Annotated in this window: 20 protein-coding genes; 11 read left to right on the forward strand and 9 right to left on the reverse strand. The window is 71.5% G+C overall.

What is annotated here, in order from left to right; genetic code table 11:
* Positions 1 to 177: 177 nt before the first annotated feature.
* Entirely contained in the window at positions 178 to 1,404 is a 1,227-nt protein-coding gene (gene fdhA, locus HNR70_RS14260) for a formaldehyde dehydrogenase, glutathione-independent (RefSeq protein ID WP_184326236.1), read from the reverse strand.
* 125 nt (positions 1,405 to 1,529) lie between these two features.
* On the opposite strand from fdhA, the gene HNR70_RS14265 reads away from it, so the two are divergent.
* On the forward strand, positions 1,530 to 2,963 hold the full coding sequence (locus HNR70_RS14265; protein ID WP_184326237.1) for a protein adenylyltransferase SelO: 1,434 nt from the start codon (positions 1,530 to 1,532) through the stop codon (positions 2,961 to 2,963).
* A 17-nt stretch (positions 2,964 to 2,980) separates the two neighbouring features.
* Here the strand turns inward: HNR70_RS14265 and HNR70_RS14270 are convergent, their stop codons facing one another.
* Both HNR70_RS14270 and HNR70_RS14275 read right to left on the reverse strand, forming a co-directional pair.
* Positions 2,981 to 3,196: a helix-turn-helix domain-containing protein gene (locus tag HNR70_RS14270; RefSeq protein ID WP_184326238.1), complete on the reverse strand. Its 216-nt coding sequence runs from the start codon at positions 3,194 to 3,196 to the stop codon at positions 2,981 to 2,983.
* A complete protein-coding gene (locus tag HNR70_RS14275) occupies positions 3,196 to 3,684 on the reverse strand; it encodes a DUF2975 domain-containing protein (protein ID WP_184326239.1) in 489 nt (162 codons plus the stop codon). Before HNR70_RS14275 ends, HNR70_RS14270 begins: the two co-directional genes overlap by 1 nt.
* Positions 3,685 to 3,980: 296 nt before the next feature.
* On the opposite strand from HNR70_RS14275, the gene HNR70_RS14280 reads away from it, so the two are divergent.
* From HNR70_RS14280 to ppsA, 9 genes are all read left to right on the forward strand, one after another.
* Positions 3,981 to 4,658: an alpha/beta hydrolase gene (locus HNR70_RS14280; RefSeq protein WP_184326240.1), complete on the forward strand. Its 678-nt coding sequence runs from the start codon at positions 3,981 to 3,983 to the stop codon at positions 4,656 to 4,658.
* Positions 4,659 to 4,853: 195 nt separating this feature from the next.
* Positions 4,854 to 6,251: a hemolysin family protein gene (locus HNR70_RS14285; RefSeq protein WP_184326241.1), complete on the forward strand. Its 1,398-nt coding sequence runs from the start codon at positions 4,854 to 4,856 to the stop codon at positions 6,249 to 6,251.
* Positions 6,248 to 7,288 carry a hemolysin family protein gene (locus HNR70_RS14290; protein WP_184326242.1) on the forward strand — a complete coding sequence of 347 codons (1,041 nt, stop codon included), beginning with the start codon at positions 6,248 to 6,250 and terminating at the stop codon, positions 7,286 to 7,288. The genes HNR70_RS14285 and HNR70_RS14290 overlap by 4 nt, the downstream gene beginning before the upstream one ends.
* Before the next feature lie 15 nt (positions 7,289 to 7,303).
* A complete protein-coding gene (locus HNR70_RS14295; protein WP_312857684.1) occupies positions 7,304 to 8,518 on the forward strand; it encodes an MFS transporter in 1,215 nt (404 codons plus the stop codon).
* A 5-nt stretch (positions 8,519 to 8,523) separates the two neighbouring features.
* Positions 8,524 to 9,162 carry a class I SAM-dependent methyltransferase gene (locus tag HNR70_RS14300; RefSeq protein WP_184326244.1) on the forward strand — a complete coding sequence of 213 codons (639 nt, stop codon included), beginning with the start codon at positions 8,524 to 8,526 and terminating at the stop codon, positions 9,160 to 9,162.
* On the forward strand, positions 9,155 to 10,525 hold the full coding sequence (locus HNR70_RS14305; RefSeq protein WP_184326245.1) for a hypothetical protein: 1,371 nt from the start codon (positions 9,155 to 9,157) through the stop codon (positions 10,523 to 10,525). The genes HNR70_RS14300 and HNR70_RS14305 overlap by 8 nt, the downstream gene beginning before the upstream one ends.
* Before the next feature lie 3 nt (positions 10,526 to 10,528).
* Entirely contained in the window at positions 10,529 to 11,911 is a 1,383-nt protein-coding gene (locus HNR70_RS14310) for a hypothetical protein (RefSeq protein WP_184326246.1), read from the forward strand.
* 191 nt (positions 11,912 to 12,102) lie between these two features.
* Positions 12,103 to 13,020 carry a pyruvate, water dikinase regulatory protein gene (locus HNR70_RS14315; RefSeq protein ID WP_184326247.1) on the forward strand — a complete coding sequence of 306 codons (918 nt, stop codon included), beginning with the start codon at positions 12,103 to 12,105 and terminating at the stop codon, positions 13,018 to 13,020.
* A 39-nt stretch (positions 13,021 to 13,059) separates the two neighbouring features.
* Entirely contained in the window at positions 13,060 to 15,450 is a 2,391-nt protein-coding gene (gene ppsA / locus HNR70_RS14320) for a phosphoenolpyruvate synthase (protein ID WP_184326248.1), read from the forward strand.
* Between the two features lie 14 nt (positions 15,451 to 15,464).
* Here ppsA and HNR70_RS14325 read toward each other — a convergent pair whose 3' ends face one another.
* Both HNR70_RS14325 and larC read right to left on the reverse strand, forming a co-directional pair.
* Positions 15,465 to 15,887 (reverse strand): cupin domain-containing protein, encoded by a 423-nt coding sequence (locus HNR70_RS14325; RefSeq protein WP_184326249.1) that lies wholly within the window; start codon positions 15,885 to 15,887, stop codon positions 15,465 to 15,467.
* A 44-nt stretch (positions 15,888 to 15,931) separates the two neighbouring features.
* Positions 15,932 to 17,434, reverse strand: a complete 1,503-nt coding sequence (larC, locus tag HNR70_RS14330; RefSeq protein ID WP_184326250.1) for a nickel pincer cofactor biosynthesis protein LarC — start codon at positions 17,432 to 17,434, stop codon at positions 15,932 to 15,934.
* A 29-nt stretch (positions 17,435 to 17,463) separates the two neighbouring features.
* On the opposite strand from larC, the gene pabB reads away from it, so the two are divergent.
* Complete coding sequence (pabB, locus tag HNR70_RS14335; protein WP_184326251.1) at positions 17,464 to 19,386, forward strand: aminodeoxychorismate synthase component I; 1,923 nt, start codon at positions 17,464 to 17,466, stop codon at positions 19,384 to 19,386.
* Here pabB and HNR70_RS14340 read toward each other — a convergent pair.
* Genes HNR70_RS14340 through HNR70_RS14355 form a run of 4 tightly spaced genes read right to left on the reverse strand, consistent with a single transcriptional unit; the run spans position 19,273 to position 22,931 of the window.
* Complete coding sequence (locus tag HNR70_RS14340) at positions 19,273 to 20,472, reverse strand: ABC transporter permease (RefSeq protein WP_184326252.1); 1,200 nt, start codon at positions 20,470 to 20,472, stop codon at positions 19,273 to 19,275. The two genes, pabB and HNR70_RS14340, sit on opposite strands and share 114 nt — an antisense overlap.
* The gene (locus tag HNR70_RS14345) at positions 20,469 to 21,158 is read right to left on the reverse strand and encodes an ABC transporter ATP-binding protein (RefSeq protein ID WP_184326253.1); all 690 of its coding nucleotides are present in this window, start codon (positions 21,156 to 21,158) and stop codon (positions 20,469 to 20,471) included. The genes HNR70_RS14340 and HNR70_RS14345 overlap by 4 nt, the downstream gene beginning before the upstream one ends.
* Entirely contained in the window at positions 21,155 to 22,477 is a 1,323-nt protein-coding gene (locus HNR70_RS14350; protein WP_184326254.1) for a peptidoglycan-binding protein, read from the reverse strand. Before HNR70_RS14350 ends, HNR70_RS14345 begins: the two co-directional genes overlap by 4 nt.
* Positions 22,407 to 22,931 carry a hypothetical protein gene (locus HNR70_RS14355; RefSeq protein ID WP_184326255.1) on the reverse strand — a complete coding sequence of 175 codons (525 nt, stop codon included), beginning with the start codon at positions 22,929 to 22,931 and terminating at the stop codon, positions 22,407 to 22,409. The genes HNR70_RS14350 and HNR70_RS14355 overlap by 71 nt, the downstream gene beginning before the upstream one ends.
* Between the last annotated feature and the right edge of the window lie 171 nt (positions 22,932 to 23,102).

Consider the following 23,102-nt stretch of genomic DNA (forward strand, 5'->3'; position numbering starts at 1 on the left):
GCCCCCACCCTGACAGCCGCGTGAGGAATGCCGCCGACCTGGGTCGACATCCCCGGTCGGCGGCATTCCTGACATCAGTGTGAGGTGCGAGCGAGAGATCCCCTCGGCCGCCCACGGCGCACCCGCCGAACCCAGCGAGCCCGACTCGCGTGTCCCGCGCGCCTCACCGACGAGCCGTCAGGCGGCCTGCACCTTCCCTGTCACGCCGTGCGGATCGATGACGTACTTCTTCGCGACACCCGAATTGAACTCGGCGTAGCCCTTCGGGGCGTCGTCGAGAGAGATCGCGGTGGCGTTCACGGCGTCGGCGATCTTCACCTTGTCGTGCAGGATCGCCTCCATCAGCTGGCGGTGGTAGCTCATCACCGGGCACTGGCCCGTGGTGAACGACAGCGCCTTCGCCCAGCCGAGGCGGAGCCGCAGGGAGAGCGAGCCCTCCTGCGCCGCCGCGTCCACGCCGCCCGGATCGCCGGTGACGTACAGCCCCGGGATGCCGAGCCGGCCGCCCGCGCGGGTCACGTCCATCAGCGTGTTCAGCACCGTCGCCGGCGCCTCGCCCGCGTCCTTGCCGTGGCCGCGAGCCTCGAAGCCCACCGCGTCCACGCCCGCATCGACCTCCTCGCGACCGAGGATCCGGGCGATCCCCTCGCGCGGATCCTCCGTCGACACGTCGATCGTCTCGCAGCCGAACTTCGCGGCGTTCGCCAGGCGGTCCGCGTTCATGTCGGCCATGATCACCACCGAGGCGCCCAGCAGCTGCGCGCCCACCGCGGCGGCGGTGCCCACCGGGCCCGCGCCGGCGATGTACACGGACTTGCCGGGGCCCACGCCCGCGGTGACCGCGCCGTGGAAGCCGGTGGGGAAGATGTCCGAGAGCATGGTCAGATCCAGGATCTTCTCCATCGCCTGGTCCTTGTCGGGGAACTTCAGCAGGTTCCAGTCGGCGTAGGGGACCACGACGTACTCGGCCTGGCCACCCACCCAGCCGCCCATGTCGACATAACCGTAGGCGCTGCCGGGACGGTCGGGGTTCACGTTCAGACAGATCTCAGTGCGGCGCGTCTTGCACATCTCGCAGCGACCGCAGGAGATGTTGAAGGGTACCGAGACGAGATCGCCCTCCTTGATGAACTCGACGCCCGGACCGGTCTCGATCACCTCGCCGGTGATCTCGTGGCCGAGCACCAGGCCCTCGGGCGCGGTGGTGCGGCCGCGGACCATGTGCTGGTCCGAACCGCAGATGTTGGTGGTGACGACCTTGAGGATCGCTGCATGGGGCAGCTGGCGGCCGACGTTCGCAGGGTTCACGCCCGGGCCGTCCTTCAGCTCGAAGGTGGGGTAGTCGATGTCGACGACCTCGACTTTTCCGGGGCCCTGATAGGCGATCGCGCGGTTGCTGGACATGAGGGAGGCCTCCTTGCCTGCCGTGGCCCGCCGGTGCGAGCCGACCCCGCCACCCTCTGTGTTCCACGTCACGAAGTCAACGGGTGGTCGCACGGGGCTACCGTGGAGCCCGAAGGAGGTGCGCGATGACCGCTCCGAGCACGGCTGCGCCGACGCTCCACCAGACCTACGCCGACGCCCTCCCCGAGCTGTCCGTCGCCTTCCGCGCCGACGTGCCGCCCGACCCCGAGCTCCAGTGGCTGAACGAGGACCTCGCCCGCGAACTCGGAATCGACCCCGCCTGGCTGCGCAGCGAGGACGGCCTCGCCCTGCTCACCGGCCAGATCGACGGCACCACCGCCCAGGCCTACGCCGGCCACCAGTTCGGCACCCCGAACTCCGTGCTCGGCGACGGCCGCGCCGTGCTGCTCGGCGACCTCGTCGACACCCTCGGCCACCGCCGCGACCTGCATCTCAAGGGCGCCGGTCGCACCCCCTTCGCCCGCGGCGGCGACGGGAAGGCGCCGCTCGGCCCGATGCTGCGCGAGGCCGTGCTCGGCGAATGGCTCCACGCCTGCGGCGTCCCCACCACCCGCGCCCTCGCCGTGCTCACCACCGGCGAGCGGATCGCCCCGCGCCAGGGCATCACCCCCGAACCGGGCGCGCTGCTGGTCCGCGTCGCCGCGAGCCACCTGCGCGTCGGCACCTTCGAGTACGCCGCCTGGCATCTCGACCCCGGCGTACGCCGCGCCCTGGTCGACCACACCATCGCCCGCCACCACCCGTCGGCCGACGGGCCCCTCGGCCTCCTCGAGGCCGTCACCCGCGCCCAGGCGCGGCTCGTCGCGCAGTGGATGCTGCTCGGCCTCGTCCACGGCGTGATGAACACCGACAACATGGCGCTGTCCGGCGAGGGCATCGACTACGGCCCCGTCGCCGTGCTCGATGCGCACCGTCGCGGCGCCGTGTTCAGCTCGATCGACCGCGGCGGCCGCTACGCCTACGGCAACCAGCCCGGCATCGCGCTGTGGAACCTCTCCCGCTTCGCCGAGACTCTCGTCCAGCGTATCGACGAGGACGACCCGAACGGTGCGGTCGCCCGCGCCACCGCCGTGCTCGAGCAGTACGAGGGCTGGTACCTCGAGGCCTACGCCGACGGGCTCGCGAGGAAGCTCGGGATCCGCGCGGAGCAGTCGGCGGTGCTCGCGCTCGGCGAGGAGCTGTTCGCGCTGCTCGAGGAGCACGGCCTCGACCACACGGGCACCTTCCGCACCCTCGAGGAGGGGCGGGCGAGCGAGCTGCCTGCGGGGATGGGGGCGTGGATCGCGCGCTGGGAGGCGCTGCGCGCCTCGTCGGCCGACGGGAGCGCGGACGACAGGACCCCGGCGCGCAATCCTCTGTATGCGCCGCGCAACCTCCACCTCGATGCGGCGCTGCGTGCCGCGCACCTCGGCGACCTCGCGCCGGTGCGCGAGATGCTCGACGCGGTGAGGGCACCGTTCACGCGCCGGCCGGGGCTCGAGCACCTCGAGGGCCCGGGCGAGGGCGGCGAGCACTTCATGACCTTCTGCGGGACCTGAGACCCGCGGAGCAGCGATCAGTCCTCGCCGTCCGGCACCCATTCGAGCAGGTCCCCGGGCTGGCAGTCGAGGACCTCGCACATCGCCTCGAGGGTGCTGAACCGCACCGCCTTGGCGCGGCCGTTCTTCAGCACCGCGACGTTCGCGGGGGTGATGCCCACCCGCTCGGCGAACTCGCCGACGGACATCTTGCGCCGGGCGAGCTCGATGTCGATCCGCACCACGATCGGCATCAGATCACCGCCTCCATCTCCCGGCGCAGGGTCGTGGCCTGCACGAGGAGGGTGCGCATCACGCTCATCAGCAGCGCCATCCCGACCCCGCCGAGCGTGGTGAGGAGCAGCAGGAGGGTCCAGGCGGGCGGTCCGCCGACGGTGAAGGACTGGTAGACGAGGGTCGCGACGCACACGGCGGCGCCCACGACGAAGGCGACGATGATCCCGTCGACCCAGCGCAGCGAGCTCTCGGCGAAGACCTCGCCGCGGCGGGTGATGCCGAGCAGGCGCAGTGTGCATACGATCCCCACCTCCACGCAGGCCAGGCCCGCCACGGCGAGCAGAAGCACCGGCCAGCGCATGTATGCCTCGTCGGGCAGGGCCTCGGCGAGAGCGCCGGACAGCCAGGGCAGCACGCCGAGCTGGAGGACGAGGACGAGGACCAGGGCGAGAACGAGCAGAGCGCGGAGCACGTCGATCCGGAGGCGCGAAGCGGGTGATGTCATGCGACGAGTATCGAGGGATATCTATCGAAAAGCAATAGATCGACCCGGTCGCGATAAATCCGTTGCCGCGCGCGTCGCACGGTCCTACCGTGGTAGCCCACAGGGAAGGAGGTGATCCGAGAAGTGATTTCTTATCGGACGTGTGAGGTGGCTCGCCGCTGAGGCGACCGTTCATCCGGACGCGCAGCGAATACCACCGAGCTGCCGGGACCCCCAGGGGTCGGATCTCGTCCCTCCGACCAGCGCGCCGCTCAGTGCACCGCGCGACCTGGGGGTTCTTCCCCTACTCTGGCGCCATGACTACTCCCGCGCAGCACGGCGACTTCACGCTGATCTCCCCCCGCATCGACGAGGACGCGGCGGTGCGCATGCAGGACGACGGTGCGAAGCCGATCGTCGTGCTCCTGCACGGCCTCGGCAGCCACGAGCGCGACCTGACGGGCCTGGTCCCCTTCCTCCCGCCGGACTTCGCCTACGTCTCCCTGCGCGGCATCCTCGCCTACGTCCAGGGCTACGCCTGGTTCGAGATGCCCGTGGACCCGGCGCGCCCCGAGATGATCGAGCCTGCCGCCGAGGCGGTCGAGGCGTGGATCTCCGCGCAGCGCGAGGCCGGGCGCAAGATCGCCGGCATCATCGGTTTCTCGCAGGGCGGTCTGCTCGCCCTGCACCTGCTGCGCCGCGACCCCGCCTCCCTCGACTTCGTCGTGAACCTCTCCGGCCGTCCCTTCCCCGCCCCGCTGCCCGGCGACGAGCACCTCGCCGAGGTGCGCCCGCGCGTGATGTGGGGGCACGGCGGGCTGGACCCGCTGTTCGGCGGCGAGATCGAGGAGCAGGTGCGCGAGTTCCTCACCGCGCACACCCGGGTCGAGGAGGAGCGTCGGCCCTACCTCGGCCACGCCGTGGACGAGCCTGAGCTGCGGGCCGTCGCCGCGTTCCTCCAGCGTCGGGCCGACGAGCGCGCCGCCGCCTCCTGAACCGCCGTCCGAGACGTCGTCCACACACCCTGCCGCGTCCAGGCACCGGGTTGTAGCATTCCCTCAGCCCTCGCCGAGAGCCGGCGGGGATCTTGAGGAGCACCAGGAGATCATGAGCGCCGCCAGCGACGCCCCGAGTGACAGTCCCAGGCCTTCGGGCCTGCACACATTCACGAACCTCGGGGGGATCCGTCCATGGATCTGATCGGTCCCCTCCTCTCGCTGGCGATCGGGCTCCTGCTCGTGCTGGCCTGCGGCGCCTTCGTCGCCGCCGAGTTCTCCCTGATCACGGTCAACCGCAACGACGTCGAGAAGGCCGCGGCCTCCGGCGACAAGCGCGCCGGCGGGGTGCTGGAGGGCATGAAGACCCTCTCCACCCAGCTCTCCGGAGCCCAGCTCGGCATCACCGTCACCAACCTCGCCATCGGCTTCCTCGCCGAGCCCGCGATCGCGGCGCTCGTGAGCCCGCCGCTCGAGGACGCGGGGCTCAGCCCCGTCGCCGCCCGCTCCGCCTCCGTGGCCCTCGCCCTCGTGCTCGCCACGGGCATGACCATGGTCTTCGGCGAGCTGGTCCCCAAGAACATGGCGATCTCCCAGCCCCTGCGCACGGCCAAGGCCGTCGTCGGCTTCCAGCGCCTGTTCACCAAGATCCTCGCCCTGCCGATCCGGCTGTTCAACGGCAACGCCAACGCCGTGGTGCGCGCCCTCGGCGTGGAGCCGCAGGAGGAGCTCGGCTCCGCCCGCAGCGCCGACGAGCTGTCCGTGCTGGTCAAGCGCTCGGCCGACGAGGGCGCCCTCGCCGAGGAGACCGCCTTCCTCGTGCAGCGCACCCTTGCCTTCGGCGACCGCCGCGCCCACGACGCGATGGTGCCGCGCGGCCGCGTGGACTCCCTCGAGGTCGACCAGTCCGTCGCCGACCTGCTCGAGCTCGCCCGGGAGACCGGCCACTCGCGCTTCCCGGTGATCGACGACGAGAACGAGATCGCGGGCGTCGCCCACATCCGCCACGGCCTCGCCGTCCCCTTCGACCAGCGCCCCACCACCCGCGTGGACGCCGTGATGGGGCCCGCGACGTTCGTGCCCGACACCGTGCCGCTGGACGACCTCATGGACACCCTGCGGGCCGGCGGCCTCCAGATGGCGATAGTGGTCGACGAGTTCGGCGACCACGCCGGCCTCATCACCCTCGAGGACCTCGTCGAGGAGATCGTGGGCGAGGTCCGCGACGAGCACGACGAGGAGACCGACGACGCCCCCGAGGCCGACGGCTCCTGGGACCTCGACGCGCGCCTGCGCCCCGACGAGGCCACCGCGCGCCTCGGCGTGACCGTCCCCGAGCACGAGGACTACGACACCCTCGGCGGCCTGGTCACCATGGAACTCGGCCGCTTCGCCGAGGTCGGCGACGAGATCGTGGTGGACACCGACCCCGCTCCCGGCGAGGACCCCGCCCAGCTGCGCATCGAGGTCACCGAGATCGACGGGATGCGGATCGAGACCGTGCACGTGAAGGTCGAGGCCGCGCCCGACGAGGACACCGAGTCCGATCGGTCCGACGAGAGCGCCGACGACGAGCGCGAGGAGCAGCGATGAACGACTACATCGGCCTGATCGCCACCCTCGTCCTGCTCCTGTTCAACGCCTTCTTCGTGGGTGCGGAGTTCTCCCTGATCTCCGCCCGCCGCTCCGTCATCGAGCCCAAGGCCCTCGAGGGCAACTGGGCCGCGAAGGTCACCATCTCCGCGATGGAGCAGGTGTCCCTCATGATGGCCGGCGCCCAGATGGGCATCACCGTGTGCTCCCTCGCGCTCGGCGCGATCAGCGAGCCCGCGATCGCCCACCTCATCGAGGCGCCCCTGGAGTGGCTGCACGTGCCCGGCGCGCTCACCCACCCGATCGCCTTCGTGATCGCCCTGTCCCTGGTCACCTACCTCCACGTCGTCTTCGGCGAGATGGTGCCCAAGAACATCGCGCTCGCCGGCCCGGAGCGGATGGCGATGATCCTCAGCCCCGTGCTGGTGGCCGTGGTGACCGTGCTGCGACCGCTGCTGTGGCTGCTGAACTCCACCGGCAACCTCGTGCTGCGGATGATGAAGATCGAGCCCAAGGACGAGGTCACCAGCGCCTTCACCCGCGACGAGGTCGCGGCGATGGTCAGCGAGTCCCGCGAGGGCGGACTGCTCGAGGACAACGACGAGGCGCTGCTGCTCGGCGCGCTGCGGTTCGAGGCGCGCAGCGTCGCGAACCTGGTCATCCCGCTCGAGAAGGTCTCCACCCTCCCCGAGGGCGTCACCGCCGCCCAGGCGGAGGCCGCGGCCGTCGAGGGCTACTCCCGCTTCCCCATGAAGGCGGCCGACGGGACCCTGACCGGCTACGTCCACATCAAGGACCTGCTCGACTCGGTCCAGGAGCACCGCGACGAGCCGATCCCCGCCGCGCGCATCCGCGCCCTCCCCCGCATCGGCGGCGACCAGCCGCTGCGCGACGCGCTCGCCGAGATGCAGGACTCCGGCGCCCACCTCGGCGCCGCGACCAACAGGGACGGACGCGTCATCGGCGTGGTCACCCTCGAGGACATGCTCGAGGAGCTCGTGGGCCAGATCCGCGACGACTCCCGCGTAATGGCCTGAGGCGCGGCGGTGCCCGTGTCGCTTCGCAGGCGCCGCCTCGCGCTCTTCGCGCTGTTCCTCATGCCGGGGCTCGCGATGTCCTCGTGGGTCACCCGCACCCCGGCGGTGCGGGACCTGCTGGACGCCTCCACCGCGGAGATGGGCATGGTGCTGGCCGGACTGTCCGTCGGGTCGATGCTCGGGATCCTCTCCTCGGGACCGCTGGTCCTGCGGCTCGGGACCCGGCCCGTGATCACGATCGGCTCGTCCCTCGTGGTCGTGTCGATGCCGGTGATCGCGCTCGGCGCGGCGCTCGGGCAGCCCGTCCTCACCGCGTTCGGGCTGGCGCTGTTCGGCGGCGGCATGGGCGCCGGCGAGGTCGCGATGAACGTGGAGGGCGGTGAGGTCGAGAAGCTCGGCGGGCGGCCCTTCCTCCTGGCCATGCACGGCTTCTTCAGCTTCGGCACCGTGCTCGGCGCGCTGCTCGGCATCCTCGCCAATGCCGCCGGCTTCCCGGTGGTCGCGCACCTCGTGCTCGCCGCCGTGGTCGGGGCGGGACTACTCGCCTATGCCCTGCCTGCGATCCCCTCCGGCACCGGGAAGGTCACCGCCGCCGAGCGCGCCGGCCGGGCGGAGTCCCCGCGTCCCGCGCTGTGGAAGGACGCGCGCCTGCTGCTCCTCGGCCCGATCGTGCTGGCCATGGCGCTCGCCGAGGGCACCGCCAACGACTGGCTGCCGCTGATCATGGTCGACGGCCACGGCCTCGACGCGACGCTCGGCTCCGCGGTGTTCGCCCTGTTCGCCGCCTCGATGACCGTGGGCCGCTTCGTGGGCGGACCGATCGTGGAGCGCGTGGGCCGCTCCCGGGTGCTGACGGTCAGCGCCCTGTTCGCCGCGCTCGGCCTCGGGCTCGTCGCCTACGTTGACCACGCGGGCGTGGCGCTCGCCGCCGTGGTGCTGTGGGGCCTCGGCGCCTCCCTCGGCTTCCCCCTCGCCCTCTCCGCCGCCGGGGACTCCGGCCCGGATCCTGCGGCCCGCATGGCGCTGACCTCCACGGTCGGCTACCTCGCCTTCCTCGTCGGCCCGCCCGTGCTCGGGCTGCTCGGCGAGCAGATCGGGCTGCGCGGCGCGCTGATCGTGCCGCTCGCCGTGGTGCTCGTCGCGGCGGTGCTCGCCCCTGCGGTCGCGCCGCGCCCGACGGCTCGGGTCGAGGAGGAGCGCGAGGTCGCGGCGGCCGACGGGGCACCATAGGGTCCATGAGCCGTACCGACCCTTCCTCCGATCGCGCCTCCGGACCCGCCGAGAACCTCTGGAGCGCCGCCGTGCGCCGGAACCCCGAGCACGCCCGCGGCTACGCCGCGCGCTGGCGCCGCATCGAGGCGTCGGGGCAGGACATCCACGGCGAGGCGCGGCTGCTGGACGCCATGGCCGCACGCGGGTCGCGGATCCTGGATGCGGGCTGCGGCACCGGGAGGGTCGGCGGATATCTCGCGGCGCGGGGGCATGCGGTCGTCGGCGTCGACCTCGATGCGGAGCTGATCGAGGTGGCCCGCGCCGACCACCCCGGCTCCCGCTGGGAGGCCGGGAACCTCGCTGCGCTCGACCTGTGGGGCGAGGACGGGGAGCGGCTGGAGTTCGATCTCGCGGTGTGCGCCGGGAACGTCCTCACCTTCCTCGCCGCCTCCGAGCGTCGGCCCGCGCTCGCGGCGCTCGCCGCGCACCTCGCGGAGGACGGACGCCTCGTGGTCGGCTTCGGCCTGGACCGCGGATACGCGCTCGCGGACTTCGAGGCCGACGCCGCCGCGGCCGAGCTGGGGCTCACCCAGCGCTTCTCCACCTGGGACCTGCGCCCCGCGGCCGACGACTTCCTCGTCGGAGTGCTGAGCCATGGCTGAGAGCGGCGGCGGGATCGCGGACTCCCGCTGGCGGTACCTGCCGCTCGGGCCGGCCGCGGCGCTGCCGCATCAGATCGCGTCCGCACTGCGCTTCGCGCTGTTCGGCCTTCTGGGACTCGCCGGCACGGCGATGGTGGCGGGGTTTCTCGGCGAGGAGCTGCTCGCCGGCACGGAGGTGGGCACCACGCTCGACCTCGTGGGCCGCGGCGTGCTCGGTGCCCTGCTGAGCCTCGGTGCGGCAGGGCTGCTGGCGTGGGGTCTCGCTCGCGCGTTCCACGGACCGCTCAGTGCCCGGGGGCTCTCCCGCGCCGCGGGGTCCACGCCTCCGTCGGCCGTCCCCTACCCCGTCCAGTGGGAGGCGGCGCGCGAACCCAGCGGGGCGGGATACCTGCTCGTCGCCGTCATCGTGCTCTTCGTCGCGAGCATCGGCCTCGCGGCGGCGGTGTGGGGCGTGATGGACGGGACCGACGGCTCCTGGGCCATCCTCGCCGGCATCGGAGGAGGGATGGCGCTGCTCGCCGGGGGCATCCCCCTCACGAGGGGTGTGATGGGTCGGTGGCAGAGGCGGCATTTCGAGGTCGTGCGCGCGCATTGGACCGAGCCGCACCGCATCATCGCCGCGGGGCACGTGATCACCCGGGCCGAGTTCGGGGCGCGGCGGAAGGGACTGCCGCCCGAGGAGCACCCCGCTCCCGGCGTGCGATGGCTCGGGCGGGCGCTGTTCGCGATCCTCGGCACCGCTGCCGCCGTGGGGCTGACCGCTCTGCAGGCGGCCCTCGCCCTCGTCTTCCCGGACCGGGAGCCTTGGCCCGGCGGACGGCCGGGGGACCGGGCCGACCTCAGCGACACCGGAGAGCAGCTCGTCGATCTGCTGATCCTGATCTTCTCCGTCTGCGCACTGATCGGGCTGCTCGCCTACCTGGGGACCGTGGCCTGCGACGTGGTGATCCACCGGGTGGCGACGCGCAGGTTCCGCGCCGTGCTCGCCGACCCGGAGGCGACGTTGCCGCCGCATCGGAGGCTCGTGGCGCAGCTGGCGCCGACGTCCCCGCCGTCGCTGCGCCTGCTGCAGGCCCTCGCGGGGGCGGCGGTCGGATTCGGCGCCGCACTGTGGTTCGTCGGTGCCGTCGCCGATGATCCCGACTGGAGGACCTACTCCGTCGCCGGCTCGGCGCTGCGGGCCGCGGGTCCGCTCGGCGGGTGGAGCGCACTCGGTGCCCTTGCCCTGCTGACGCTCTCCGCCGTCGTCGGCACGTGGCTCCACCAGCGTAAGCAGCCGCTGCGGGACGTGCTCGTGCAGCGCTGGCCCGTGCGGGCGGAAGTTGGACCGAACGACGACGCCGACGACGAGGGAGAGGGATGAGACATGAGTGAGCTGGGCAGTCGTATCGCGGAGTCCCGGTGGCGGTACCTGCGGCTGGGGCTGCTCGCGGCGCTGCCCCTGGAGCTCGCCGGGGCGCTGCTGTTCGGGCTCGGTGGCCTGGTCCTGCTGTTCGTCATGGCCCTCATCGGGGGATTCGCCGGTGAGGAGGTCCTCGCGGGCACCGAGGTGGGGACCACGATGGACCTGGTGGCGCGCGCGTCCGCGGGTGCCGCACTGGTGCTCGGCGCGGTCGGAGGACTGCTCATGGCCTTCGCCGGATCTCTCCACGGGCCGGCACATGCATGGGCGCTTGACCGCGCCGCGGAGAGGACGCCACCGCAGGAGGTGCCGCACCCGGAGCAGTGGAGGTGGGGGCAGGAGCCCACTGGGTCTCCGTACAAGTACGTGGCGATCGCCGTGCTGGTCGTCGGCGGATTCTTCTACCTGCTCTGGGTGGCGGCGGGGATCTCTTCGGGTGACGGCGCGGACGGGATCGTCCTCGGCGGCGGTCTCGCGCTCGCGCTCGTCGCCGGCGGGATCCCCCTGACCGGACGCGTGATGGGCGGGTGGCAGGAGACGCGGTTCCGGAGGGCCGAGGAGCACTGGACCGAGCAGCACCGGATCATCGCCGCAGGGCACGTCCTCACCCGCGCAGAGGTCGAGGCGCGGCGGGCGGGGCTGCCGCCCGAGCGGCACCCCGCCCCCACGGCGAAGCGGCTCGAACAGGCGCTGTTCGCGATTCTCGGCCCCGCGGCGGGCGTAGGGCTCATCGCCCTGCAGCTGATCTTCGTCATCGCCTACCCGGACGCGGAGAGGGGTCCCGGCGGGCAGGTGGGGGAGCGGGCCGAGCTCACCGAGGCCGCGGAGCAGGTCGTGGATCTGCTGGCAGTGATCATGGCCGTCTGCGCGCTGCTGGCACTGCTCGCGTTCGCGGGGGCCGTGGCCTGCGACGTGGTGATCCACCGGGCCGCGACGCGCAGGTTCCGCGCCGTGCTCGCCGACCCCGGGGCGCCGCTCCCTGAGCACGCGAGCCCCGTGGCGGAGCTGGAACCCTCGACCCCGCCCTCGCTGCGCGTGGTGCAGGTTCTCGTCGGGACCGCGGTCGGGCTCGGTGCCGCTCTGTGGTTCGTCGACGCTATCGCCGATCAGCCCGATTGGCAGACCTACGCCGCCGCCGGGCCCGCGCTGCGGGCCGCGGCGCCGCTGGGTGCGTGGCTGGCGCTCGCGGCCTTCGTCGTCCTGCTGCTCACCGCCGTCGTCGGCGTCTGGCTCCACCAGCGCGAGCAGCCGCTGAGGGACGCGGTCGTGCAGCGCTGGCCCGTGCGGGCGGAGGCCGCCCCGAAGGAGGAATCCGACGAGGAGAGCGAGGCCGAGACCGAGGGCTGAGACGCCCCGTCGGCCGCGCTCTGCGCGAACGCGCACGGGTGAGCGCACACCCCGGCGATCTCGCGCAAAGGCGGGGTGAGCCGCGCCACTGTCACGAACCTGCAGGACGCGCGGCGCATGCTCCGGTTACGGTGTGGCCAGCACGTCGACGTGCACCCGGTCCCGGCCGGGCTTCGAGCAAGGGGCGCCGAATGAACGCATCGCTACCGATACCGCCGCCGCTGCCCGATCGCGCCCGCGCCCCGGACCGTCCGGGCCCGTCGGCCGCCCCCGCCGCGAGCGGCGCCCACGGCGCAGTGCCGGTCTACTTCATCTCCGACTCCACCGGCATCAGCGCCGAGACCATGGGCAACGCCCTGCTGCTCCAGTTCCCCTCGGTCCCCTTCGAACGCCGCCTGATCCCCTTCGTGCGCAGCGTCGAGGAGGCGCGCGAGGTGCGCGACGATCTCGACGCCGCGATGGACGGCCCCGTCGCGCCGCTGGTGTTCCTCACCGTCGTCGATGACGCCGTCCGCCAGGAGCTGCTGACCACGAAGGCGCCGGTCATCGACTTCGTCAGCAACCACCTCGCCCAGCTCGAGGCCCGCCTCGGCGTCACCGGCGACCACGCCCCCGCCCGCCTGCACGGCGTGGGCGACTCCCGCCGCTACAACCGCCGCATGCAGGCCGTCGAGTTCGCGATCGAGCACGACGACGGCCAGTCCGTGCGCGCGATCGAGAAGGCCGACGTCATCCTCATCGCCCCCTCGCGCTGCGGCAAGACCCCCACCTCGATGTATCTCGCGCTCATGCACGGCATCTTCGTGGCGAACTATCCGCTGGTGGACGAGGACCTCCAGGGCGAGGTGCTGCCCCGCACCATCGCCGAGGCGGCGGACCGCTGCTTCGGCCTGCTCACCTCCCCGCAGCGCCTCTCCGCCGTGCGCTCCGAGCGCCGCCCCGACTCCCGGTACGCCTCCGTCGAGCAGACGCGCTGGGAGCTGTCCCGGGCCCGCCGCGTCTACGACGTGCACAGGATCCCCTTCGTCGATTCCTCGAACAAGTCCGTCGAGGAGATGTCCACCCTCATCCTCCAGACCCTCGCCCGGCGCGGCACCACCGCCCGCTGAGCCGCCACCGCCTCACCCCCACCCCCCGAAGGAGCAGCAATGACGCAGAGCATCCGATGGTTCTCCGAGCTCGCCATGGCAGACCTCGAGCAGGTCGGAGGCAAGAACGCCTCCCTCGGCGAGATGGTCTCGAACCTCTCCCGGCTCGGGGTGCAGGTGCCCGACGGCTTCGCCACCACCGCCGACGCGTATCGCGAGTTCCTCGGGGCGACGGGTCTCGCCGAGCGGATCGAGGAACGGCTGAAGGACCTCGACACCGACGACACCCTCGCGCTCGCCGAGGCGGGGCGCGAGATCCGCGGCCTCGTCATCGACCAGCCCTTCCCCGCCACGCTCGAGGAGGGCATCCGCGAGGCCTACGAGAAGCTCGCCGCCGGCAGCGGCGACGAGGCATCCTTCGCGGTGCGCTCCTCCGCCACCGCCGAGGACCTGCCCGATGCGTCCTTCGCCGGCCAGCAGGAGACCTTCCTGAACGTGCGCGGCATCGACGACGTGCTCCTGGCGATCCGCGAGGTCTTCGCGTCCCTGTACAACGACCGGGCGATCGCCTACCGCGTCCACCACTCCTTCGACCACGCTGCCGTGGCGCTCAGCGCAGGCGTGCAGAAGATGGTCCGCTCCGACATCGGCTCCTCCGGCGTCATGTTCACCGTCGACACCGAGTCCGGCTTCGAGGACGCCGTGTTCATCACCTCCGCTTACGGGCTCGGCGAGGGCGTGGTCCAGGGCGCCGTCAACCCCGACGAGTTCTACGTCCACAAGCCCGGACTGCGCGAGGGTCGCCCCGCGATCCTCAAGCGCCAGGTCGGCGAGAAGGCCACCAAGATGGTCTACACGACCGACTCCGCCGTGGGCCGCACCACGGCCTTCGTGGACGTCGATGCGGCCGAGCGCACCCGCCTGTCCCTCACGGACCAGCAGGTCACGGACCTGGCGAAGCAGGCGCTGATCATCGAGGAGCACTACGGGCGCCCGATGGACATCGAGTGGGGCCTCGACGGCGCCGACGGCCAGCTGTACATCCTCCAGGCCCGGCCCGAGACCGTGCAGTCCCGCGCCGGCGGCACTGTGGAGAAGTACCTCCTGTCCGCGCGCGGCCCCGTGCGCGTGGAGGGCCGCGCGATCGGCGCGAAGATCGGCGCCGGCCCCGTGCGGGTGCTGGACTCCATCGACCGCATGCACGAGTTCCAGCCCGGCGAGGTGCTCGTCGCGGACATGACCGACCCCGACTGGGAGCCGATCATGAAGCGCGCCAGCGCCATCGTCACCAACCGCGGCGGCCGCACCTGCCACGCCGCGATCATCGCCCGCGAGCTGGGGATCCCGGCCGTGGTCGGCACCGGCGGGGCGACCTCCGCGCTCGCCGACGGGGACGAGGTCACCGTCTCCGCCGCCGAGGGCGACACCGGCTACGTCTACGACGGCCTGCTGGACTTCACGGTCTCCTCCTCCGAGGTGGACTCCATGCCGCCGCTGCGCACCAAGATCATGATGAACGTGGGCAACCCGGAGCAGGCCTTCGCCTTCTCCCGCCTGCCCAACGCCGGCGTGGGCCTCGCACGCCTGGAGTTCATCGTGAACCGCCAGATCGGCATCCACCCCCGCGCCCTGCTCGAGCTGGACCGCCTGGAGAAGGACGAGCCCCAGGTGGCCGCGCAGGTGAAGGAGAGGATCGCCGCCTACGAGAGCCCGCGGCAGTACTTCGTCCAGCGCGTCGCCGAGGGCGTCGCCACGATCGCCGCGGCCTTCCACCCCGAGCCCGTGATCGTGCGGATGAGCGACTTCAAGTCCAACGAGTACGCGAACCTGCTGGCCGGTCCGCTGTTCGAGCCGCACGAGGAGAACCCGATGATCGGCTACCGCGGCGCCTCGCGGTACCTGTCCGAGGACTTCGCCGAGTGCTTCGCCATGGAGTGCGAGGCCCTGCGCTACGTGCGCGAGGACATGGGGCTGACGAACGTGAAGCTCATGATCCCCTTCGTGCGCACCCCCGCCGAGGGCAAGGGCGTCATCGACCTGCTCGCCACCCATGGGCTGGTGCGCGGGAAGGACGGGCTCGAGGTGATCATGATGTGCGAGATCCCCTCGAACGCTGCGACGCCCGAGCTGTTCCTCGAGCACTTCGACGGCTTTTCGATCGGCTCGAACGACATGACCCAGCTGACCCTGGGTCTGGACCGCGACTCCGCCCTGGTCGCCGAGGCCTTCGACGAGCGCGACCCGGCGGTGCTGTTCATGCTCTCCCGCGCCATCGAGGCGTGCCGCGCCGCCGGGAAGTACGTCGGCATCTGCGGTCAGGGCCCGAGCGACCACCCGGACCTCGCCGAGTGGCTGCTGGACCAGGGCATCGCCTCGATGTCCCTGAACCCCGACACCGTCGTGGACACCTGGCTGCGCCTGGCGAGCCAGGGCGGCGGTGAGGTGGGGTGAGCCGCTGAGCGGGCTCAGGCGCCGCCGACGCGCTCCCGCTCGGCGGCGCTGAGCTCCTCCTCGCGGAGCCGGCGCAGCTCGCCGGTCTTCGTGCCCGGCCCGCCGTGGCTCTCGGAGCCGGGGACGGAGGTGACCGTGGTCAGCAGGAACACCGAGTCGTCGAGCGCCTCGACGCTGTGGCGGTGATGGGTGAGGGCGGCGACCTCGCCGGTCTCGAGCACCACCGGCTCCTCGCCGGTGACCTTCACGCGGCCGCGGATCATCTGGATCGAGGCGGCGGGCGGGGAGTTGTGCTCGGCCAGGCGCACTCCCTGCTTCAGGGCGAGGACCGTCTGGCGCAGCGGCCCGTCGTGGATCAGCAGCTCGGCGTGGCGGCCGTGCTCCGCCTTGCGGGCCTGGGCGATGGCGACGTTGATCGCGTCGGACAGGGTGGCCATGGGGTCCTCCTCGTGGAGCGTCGGTGGTCCGTCCCCAGTATCGGTCAGGCCCGCCCGTCCGCGAGGCCGGATGCGGATTCCCGTGCGAGATCGAGCATCGCCCGCTCGCTGACGCCGAGCACCCGCGCGGCCGCGGCGACGTCGCGGAACTCGGGCTCGCGGCGCACCACGGCGCCGTCCCCGTCGCGGGCGATCTTCACCGCGATCCGCTGCCCGCGCACCTCGACATGGGTGAACTCGCGGGTGCGGATCGTGCGCTCGACGCGGTGGCGGCGCACGCCGAGGGTGCCGGTGCGGTCCATGAGCAGGTCCGAGGCGGCCTGCTCCTCGCCCTCGCGCACGAGCGCGTGGATGGTCACGGCCGGGCGGCCATGCTTCATCGAGATCGGGACCAGCCAGGCGTCCAGCGCCCCGTTCTCGAGCAGCTCGTCCACGACCCGCGGCCACAGGCGCGGGTCGAGGTCGTCGACGTTGGCCTCGAGCTGGACGGCGGCGGTGGGGGTCTGGTGGGCGTCGGCGGGGTGCGGGGCGTCGGCCGACGGGGTCGCGCCCCACGCGCGGCCGACGAGCACGCGCACCACGTTCGGGCGGCCGAGGGTGTCCTTGGTCCCCGCGCCGACGCCGAGCGCGTCGGCGACCAGCATCGGCTGGGGGCCGGCGGTCGTGGCGAGGCCGCGCAGCAGCGCGACGCCGGTGGGGGTGGCGAGCTCGCCGATGCCGGGGGCGACCCCGTCCGGCACGCGCCGGCCGCCGTGCTCGTGCGGGCCGCCCTGGGCGTGGGCGGGCAGGGTCGCGTCGGAGTCGGGGACGGGGGAGTGCGGGTGGTCGTGGGGGTGGCTGTGGTCGTGGGGGTGGTCGTGCTCCTCGCCGTGCTCCTCGCCATGTGCGTGGGTGTGGCTGTGGGAGTGCCCGTGGCTGTGTCCGTGGCCGTGGCCGTGCGCGTGCCCATGACCGCGGGGCGGGAGGAGCTCGCCGGCGACCGTCGGCCAGCCGAGCGCGAGCCGCGTCACCGCCGGGACCGGCACGGGGATGTCGCCGTGCGCGGCGCGGATCCGGCCGGAGCCGACGGCGAGCACGCTGCCGGTCGCGGTCTCGATCCCGAGCTGCCGCCACGCCTCGCACGCCCCGATCACGTCGGCCAGCGAGTCCAGCGCCCCCACCTCGTGGAAGTGGACCTCGTCGGCCGGGACCCCGTGGGTCGCGCCCTCCGCGTCGGCGAGACGGCCGAACACCGCCAGCGCCAGGTCGAGGGTGCGCCCGGGGACGTCGTCCCGGCCCCGCGCGTCCTCGAGCATCGCCCGGATCGAAGCCCAGGTGCGGTGCGGCGGGTCCTCCACCAGCACCTCCACGTCGACCTTCACCGCCCGCTGCCCGCCGCGGTCCACGTCGTCGCGCACGAAGCGCACGGAGCCCGGCACCAGCGCGTCGAGCACGGCCTGCACGCCGGCGAGATCCGCCCCGGCATCGATAAGGGCCGCCAGCAGCATGTCCCCGGCGATCCCCGCGGTCGCGTCGATGTGGGCGGTGCGAGCGGCGATGACATCCATGACCGGAGCGTATCGGGCATCATGCTGCGGTGACCTCCAGTTCCCTCGCGGTGCCACGCGCCCGGCTCGACGACCTCGTCACCGGCGAGGTGCTGCAGTTCGAGCGCTTCACGCGCGAGATCCGCGCCGAGCGGCCCGAGGAGGTGCGCCCGGCGCTCGCCGAGATCGAGCAGGCCGTCGCCGCGGGCTCCTGGGCGGTGGTGATGCTCGCCTACGAGGCCGCCGCCGGGCTCGACCCGCAGGCGCAGACGCACCCCGGCGACGGGAGCGTGCCGCTGGTGTGGGCAGGGATCGCCGACGGCCCCGACCCGCACCCCGCCCCGCTCACCCCCGCCGGCGGCTACGCGCTCGAGCCCTGGCGCCCCGACTGGTCCCGCGCCGAGCACGCCGACCGCATCGCCGCCGTCCGCGGCGCGATCGCCAAGGGGGACACCTACCAGACGAACCTCACCACCCGCCTGCGCTCGCAGCTCACCGGCGATCCGTACGGGCTGTACGGGGACCTCGCCCGCCGCCAGCGCGGCGCCCACCACGCCTACCTCGACCTGGGCGACGCCGTGATCGTCAGCGCGAGCCCCGAGACCTTCCTGACCTGGGACGGCGAAGAGGTCACCACCGCCCCCATGAAGGGCACCGCCGTGCGCACCGGCGACCCCGCCCGCGACCGCGCCGCCCGGGAGGCGCTGGTGGGCGGGGAGAAGGACCGCGCCGAGAACGTCATGATCGTGGACCTGCTGCGCAACGACCTCGCCCGCATCAGCGAGCCAGGCAGCGTCCAGGTCACCGAGCTGCTCGGTGTGGAGGAGTACCCGACAGTGCTCCAGCTGGTCTCGCGCCTGCGCGCCCGCACCCGGCCCGGCACCGGGCTGGTGGACGTGCTCGCGGCGATGTTCCCGTGCGGGTCCATCACCGGCGCCCCGAAGCTGTCCACGATGGAGCTGATCACCCGCCTCGAGGACTCCCCGCGCGGCGTGTACTGCGGCGCGATCGGTGTGGTGGCCCCCGGTGACAGGCCCCGGGCGCGCTTCTCCGTCGCGATCCGCACCGTGGTGCAGGATCGGGCCGACGGCACCGCCGTCTACGGCGCCGGAGGCGGCATCACCTGGGGGTCCACGGCCGACGGCGAGTACGACGAGCTCCTCGCGAAGGCCGCCGTGCTGCCGGTGGGGGAGCGCGAGCCCTTCGCGCTGCTGGAGACGATCGCCGTGCATGAGGGGCACGCCCGGCACCTCGAGCACCACCTGCGCCGGCTGCGGGCCTCGGCCGCGCACTTCCGGATCGCGGTGGACGAGGAGTCGCTCACCGCGGCGCTGGCACGGCTCGCCTCCCTGGACGGTGCCCAGCTGGTGCGGCTGCGACTGCGCCGGGACGGCAGCTGCGCCGCGGAGCCGCGCCCGCTCACCGCCGCGCCGGAGCCGGTGCTCCTCGCCGTCGACGACCAGCTCACCGACATCCCCACCGAGCTCAGCGCGCACAAGACCACCGTGCGCGACCACTTCGTCGCGGCGCGCGCCCGCCACCCGCAGGCCGACGACGTGATCCTCCGCGGCGTCCACGGGCGGCTGGTGGAGACCACCATCGCGTCCCTGGCTCTGCGCCTGGACGGCACCTGGTGCACGCCGCCGCTGGCCGACGGCTGCCTGGACGGGGTGGGGCGACGCCTCGCGCGCGAGGACGGGACGCTCGTGGAGCGAGAGCTCACCGTGGCGGACCTGCACCGGGCCGAGGAGATCGCGCTGCTCAGCTCCGCCCGCGGGTGGCGACGGGCCGTGCTCGCGGCGGACTGGATCAGGCCGCGGTCCGACACCAGGTGTGGTCGGCCCCGAGAGGAATCGTCGTCACCGTCGAAGTGCTTGGGCGGGATCAATGCGACTGGCGCGAAGCGCGGGGACCGTTCCGGCGATCACTCCGATGAGCACCGCAGCCAGAGGTGCGGAGAGGAGGAGTCGTAGATCTATGACCGGGACCCAGCCCTGAGCAGCGCAGACTGCAAGAACCGTGATGGTAGCGAGGACGAGGCCCAGCAGCCCTCCAGCGAGCCCGACGACGCCGCTTTCGGCGATGAACTGGACTCCGATCTGCGAGCGGCGTGCACCGAGAGACCGACGCAACCCGATCTCGCCGATCCGAGAGGCGACACCTCCCATCGCCTGGGCGGCCACGACGATGGCGCCGACGAGGGCAGCCAATGCGCTTGCCCCGAGCCCGAGTCGGATGATCAGAGAGTCGACGTCGCCCCGCAATCCGGAGCCCGTACCGACGGCGGTGACCTGGAGCAGCTCGGGGTGGTAAGGATCCAGGACCATCGGAAGAGCGTCTGCGACGGCCGAGGCTGCGCCATCGTCGGCAGCAACGACGAGGGAACTCGGCGGCATTGCAGCGAGTGACCGGAGCGGGGCGTCCGTGGGGACGAGGACTCCCACGGTCAGCGCCTCCATTCGTGGACTGGACTCGATCACGCCGATGATCGTCACGGCGTCGCCATCGAGGAACAGGGAGCGACTGCCGAACTCCTCCGGACGCAGATCGATCTCGTCAGCAAGGCTTCGACCGATCACCGCCACAGGCAGCGCCGGATCCACCCCGGTCAAGGAACGACCGCTGACACGAGCATCGACGGTGTCGAGGAAGCCCGCATCGGAGGCGAACACCGGGACCCGGTGCCCGAGTGCGGACTCGCGCACGCTCGAGGTGGCCACGGAGATGCCTGCCGAAGAAGCATCGATGTATCGGGCGGCTCTCCGCACTCCCGTGAGGGACGCCGCGCGTGCGACGTGCTCCGGGGTGAGGGACTGGTCTGCGCCGCTGGTGTCGGGCTGCGTCGTGGCGTGCACAGTTGACGCGGCATAGGCGTCGAAGTTGTCAGAGACCTGGAATCGCACGGTGCTGACGAGTGAGTTCACCGTGATGACGAGGGTGACGGCAAGGGCGAGGGCGATGACGGCGACGGCGCTTCGGGCCGGGTCGCCACGTACGGCGGAAACAGCTTCGGCGACGGAAGGTCGGGGAGAGGCGTGCAGTTCCCGGGTTCGGATCATTGCATGTCATCCGAAACACTCTGACCGTCGATGATCTCGATGACGCGATCGGCACGTTCGGCGACAGCAGGATCGTGGGTGACGGTGATGCGCGAGGACTCGTCAGTGCGCAACGAGTCCAGGAGATCCAGGATCTGAGCGCCGCGGGCGCTGTCGAGATTTCCGGTTGGTTCATCGGCGAGCAGCAGTCGGGGTCGGTGCACCACGGCGCGAGCAATCGCCACTCGCTGCGCTTCGCCGCCGGAGAGGTCACTGCAGCGTGCATTGCGCCGGGCGTCGAGTCCGACTGCGCTCACGGCGTCGCGGACGCGGTGTGTGGTGATCGCACGTGTTCGTGTGGTGTAGCGAAGCCCGAGGGCCACGTTCTGCAGGACGGTGCGGTACGGGATCAGGTGGAACGATTGAAAGATGAATCCGAGCTCTTGGCCGCGGAGTCGCGAGAGCTCGTCGTCCCCGAGGTTGCTGATGTCCTGGCCGTCGAGCAGGACACGACCACGGGTCGGGGTGTCGAGCAAGCCCAACATATTCAGTGCAGTCGACTTTCCTGCACCGCTTGGGCCGATCAAAGCCACACTCTCACCAGCGTGCACGCGGAGGTCGAGACCCCGCAGGGCGTCTACCTGCGGTGGTCCGGCGAAGGAGCGGTGTACGCCGTCGAGAGCTATCACCGGCGCAGCGGTGATCACGAGCCATCCCCGTCACCCGCGTCATCACTGGCCGGCGAGGTGCCGCGTTCCGATTGCGCGACGATCACCTCTGCGCCCTCCGGAGGGGCGGTGCCCTCATCGAGCACTGCGGCACCGTCGATGACCTCACGGACCACGACGGGGTGACGTTCGGGCAGCGCCGTCTCGTCGTTCGCGCGCTCCGGGGCGAGAAGCACATAGTCAGAACCGGAGGAGTCGCTGCGCACCGCGCCGATCGGCACGACGAGGACGGCGCCATCGGTGGAAGCGGTCACGACCTCGGCTCGGGCGTCACGGCCCACGGCGTCGGCCGGAAGGGCGGTGTCGGGGGTGATGAAGATCGACGAAAGATCGGGGTTGTCTGGGTCGCTCTCTACGCCGCTCACCGTGCCGGTGAGTTCACCATCCTGGTCCTGCACCGTGAAGGTGACGGACTGTCCCTCGGTGACGTTCGCAGCCTGGACCGTAGAGATCGACGCAGTGACGACGAGTGGACCGTTGGTGACGCTCATAAGCGTAGAGGTCTCGTCCAGCGGATCGCCCACGGAAACGCCCACGTCGACTATGGACACCGGAAGATCTGTCATCACCACGAAGAGGCTCCGCGGGACCAGCAGCGGGGCGGAATCACCTCCTGACGCCGAGGATTCCCTCCCTTCGTCGGCGCTTCCGTCGTAGAGAAGATCCGGGGGATACCCGGCATCGCGCAACAGGTGCTCAAGCGCTCGCTGGGTGGAGGACCGGAGTTCCCCATCAAGCTCTCCCGGAGAGTAGCCAGCTTGCTCGAGACCCTTCTGCAACTGGGCGACGTCTTCGCCGGTGTCTCCGAGAGTGAGATCCCGGTAGAACGGGAAAGCCCCGGATATGGCGAAGACAGGATATCCCGAAATTTCGGCAAGGAACATCCCCGGATCGACGTTTTCTCCGCGTTTCATGTTCGACTTCACCAACACCGACGCCGAACCATCCTGCGGGAGCGCAGGACGGACAGCGATGGTGTCTGAGTTCTCCACGGCGCCGGTGAGGGTGACCGTCTGCTGCCTCTCCTCTCGCAACACAGGAGCGGTCACTGTGAGCGGCTCCAGCGGTGACGCTGCTGCCGCGCGCTGCTCCGGGGTGGCCATCTGCGATCGGAGTACCACGTATCCGAGGCCGAGGCCGAGCATGATGCCGACGGTGAGGACCACCGCGAGGACGACGACGGAGCGGCGCGGGGTGAAGACGCCCCGTTCCGCCTGCTCGGGCCGATCAGCCTTGGATGGCATCTGCAATGACGACGAGATCGTCGTGGTGCTGCTCGATGTACTCGGCACGATCATCAGCGACGATCTCTGCTTGAGCTTCCGTAAGAGGCGTAAGACAGTCAGCGAAGATCCGTCCGCCTCGGAGGTTCTCTTCCTCGGTCATAGCCGCCTCGCCTCCGTGCTGATCAGGCCACCAATACAGGAACTCGTAGATCGTCACCGAAGTCCCTGCATCAGTCTGTCCACCGGGAAACCCTGTCTCCTTGAACAGGCATGTCTCGAATTCTGCAAACTCCGACGGCAAACGCGACGGATCGGCCGTCAACTCCACTTTCGAAGTCCATTCCGAGTGAAGAGAATCGAAAAACGAGACCGCTTGGTTCTGCTGGCCCCGCGTCGCATCGAAATAGCACTGGAGTGTTGCGTCGTTCGCCGAAAGTTCGGCGTCAGGAATCCCGTTCAATGTACCTGCGGGCCTCACTCCGCCGTTCCGGTATCGATCCGGATCAGGGAAGGCGAACTCGTTCATTTCCTCATGGTATGCGACGTAGTCGCTTGCTCTGGCGACCGCATCTGCGCGCCCCGCATCTTCTAAGCAGTCTTCGATGTCGGGCATGAGTGTCGCCCTGAGCTGATTGCGGAGCCAGACCGGATCTTTGTAGGCGCCTTCGCCCGGCGAGGTGACGACCGCATTAACTAT

This window comes from Brachybacterium aquaticum (assembly GCF_014204755.1).
Classification (GTDB): Bacteria; Actinomycetota; Actinomycetes; order Actinomycetales; family Dermabacteraceae; genus Brachybacterium; species Brachybacterium aquaticum.

Coding starts and splice junctions, on each gene's coding strand:
- fdhA (WP_184326236.1), bottom strand. CDS start 1,404: ATGTCCAGCAACCGCGCGATCGCCTATCAGGGCCCCGGAAAAGTCGAG.
- HNR70_RS14265 (WP_184326237.1), top strand. CDS start 1,530: ATGACCGCTCCGAGCACGGCTGCGCCGACGCTCCACCAGACCTACGCC.
- HNR70_RS14270 (WP_184326238.1), bottom strand. CDS start 3,196: ATGCCGATCGTGGTGCGGATCGACATCGAGCTCGCCCGGCGCAAGATG.
- HNR70_RS14275 (WP_184326239.1), bottom strand. CDS start 3,684: ATGACATCACCCGCTTCGCGCCTCCGGATCGACGTGCTCCGCGCTCTG.
- HNR70_RS14280 (WP_184326240.1), top strand. CDS start 3,981: ATGACTACTCCCGCGCAGCACGGCGACTTCACGCTGATCTCCCCCCGC.
- HNR70_RS14285 (WP_184326241.1), top strand. CDS start 4,854: ATGGATCTGATCGGTCCCCTCCTCTCGCTGGCGATCGGGCTCCTGCTC.
- HNR70_RS14290 (WP_184326242.1), top strand. CDS start 6,248: ATGAACGACTACATCGGCCTGATCGCCACCCTCGTCCTGCTCCTGTTC.
- HNR70_RS14300 (WP_184326244.1), top strand. CDS start 8,524: ATGAGCCGTACCGACCCTTCCTCCGATCGCGCCTCCGGACCCGCCGAG.
- HNR70_RS14305 (WP_184326245.1), top strand. CDS start 9,155: ATGGCTGAGAGCGGCGGCGGGATCGCGGACTCCCGCTGGCGGTACCTG.
- HNR70_RS14310 (WP_184326246.1), top strand. CDS start 10,529: ATGAGTGAGCTGGGCAGTCGTATCGCGGAGTCCCGGTGGCGGTACCTG.
- HNR70_RS14315 (WP_184326247.1), top strand. CDS start 12,103: ATGAACGCATCGCTACCGATACCGCCGCCGCTGCCCGATCGCGCCCGC.
- ppsA (WP_184326248.1), top strand. CDS start 13,060: ATGACGCAGAGCATCCGATGGTTCTCCGAGCTCGCCATGGCAGACCTC.
- HNR70_RS14325 (WP_184326249.1), bottom strand. CDS start 15,887: ATGGCCACCCTGTCCGACGCGATCAACGTCGCCATCGCCCAGGCCCGC.
- larC (WP_184326250.1), bottom strand. CDS start 17,434: ATGGATGTCATCGCCGCTCGCACCGCCCACATCGACGCGACCGCGGGG.
- HNR70_RS14340 (WP_184326252.1), bottom strand. CDS start 20,472: ATGATCCGAACCCGGGAACTGCACGCCTCTCCCCGACCTTCCGTCGCC.
- HNR70_RS14350 (WP_184326254.1), bottom strand. CDS start 22,477: ATGATCGTGCCGAGTACATCGAGCAGCACCACGACGATCTCGTCGTCA.
- HNR70_RS14355 (WP_184326255.1), bottom strand. CDS start 22,931: ATGAACGAGTTCGCCTTCCCTGATCCGGATCGATACCGGAACGGCGGA.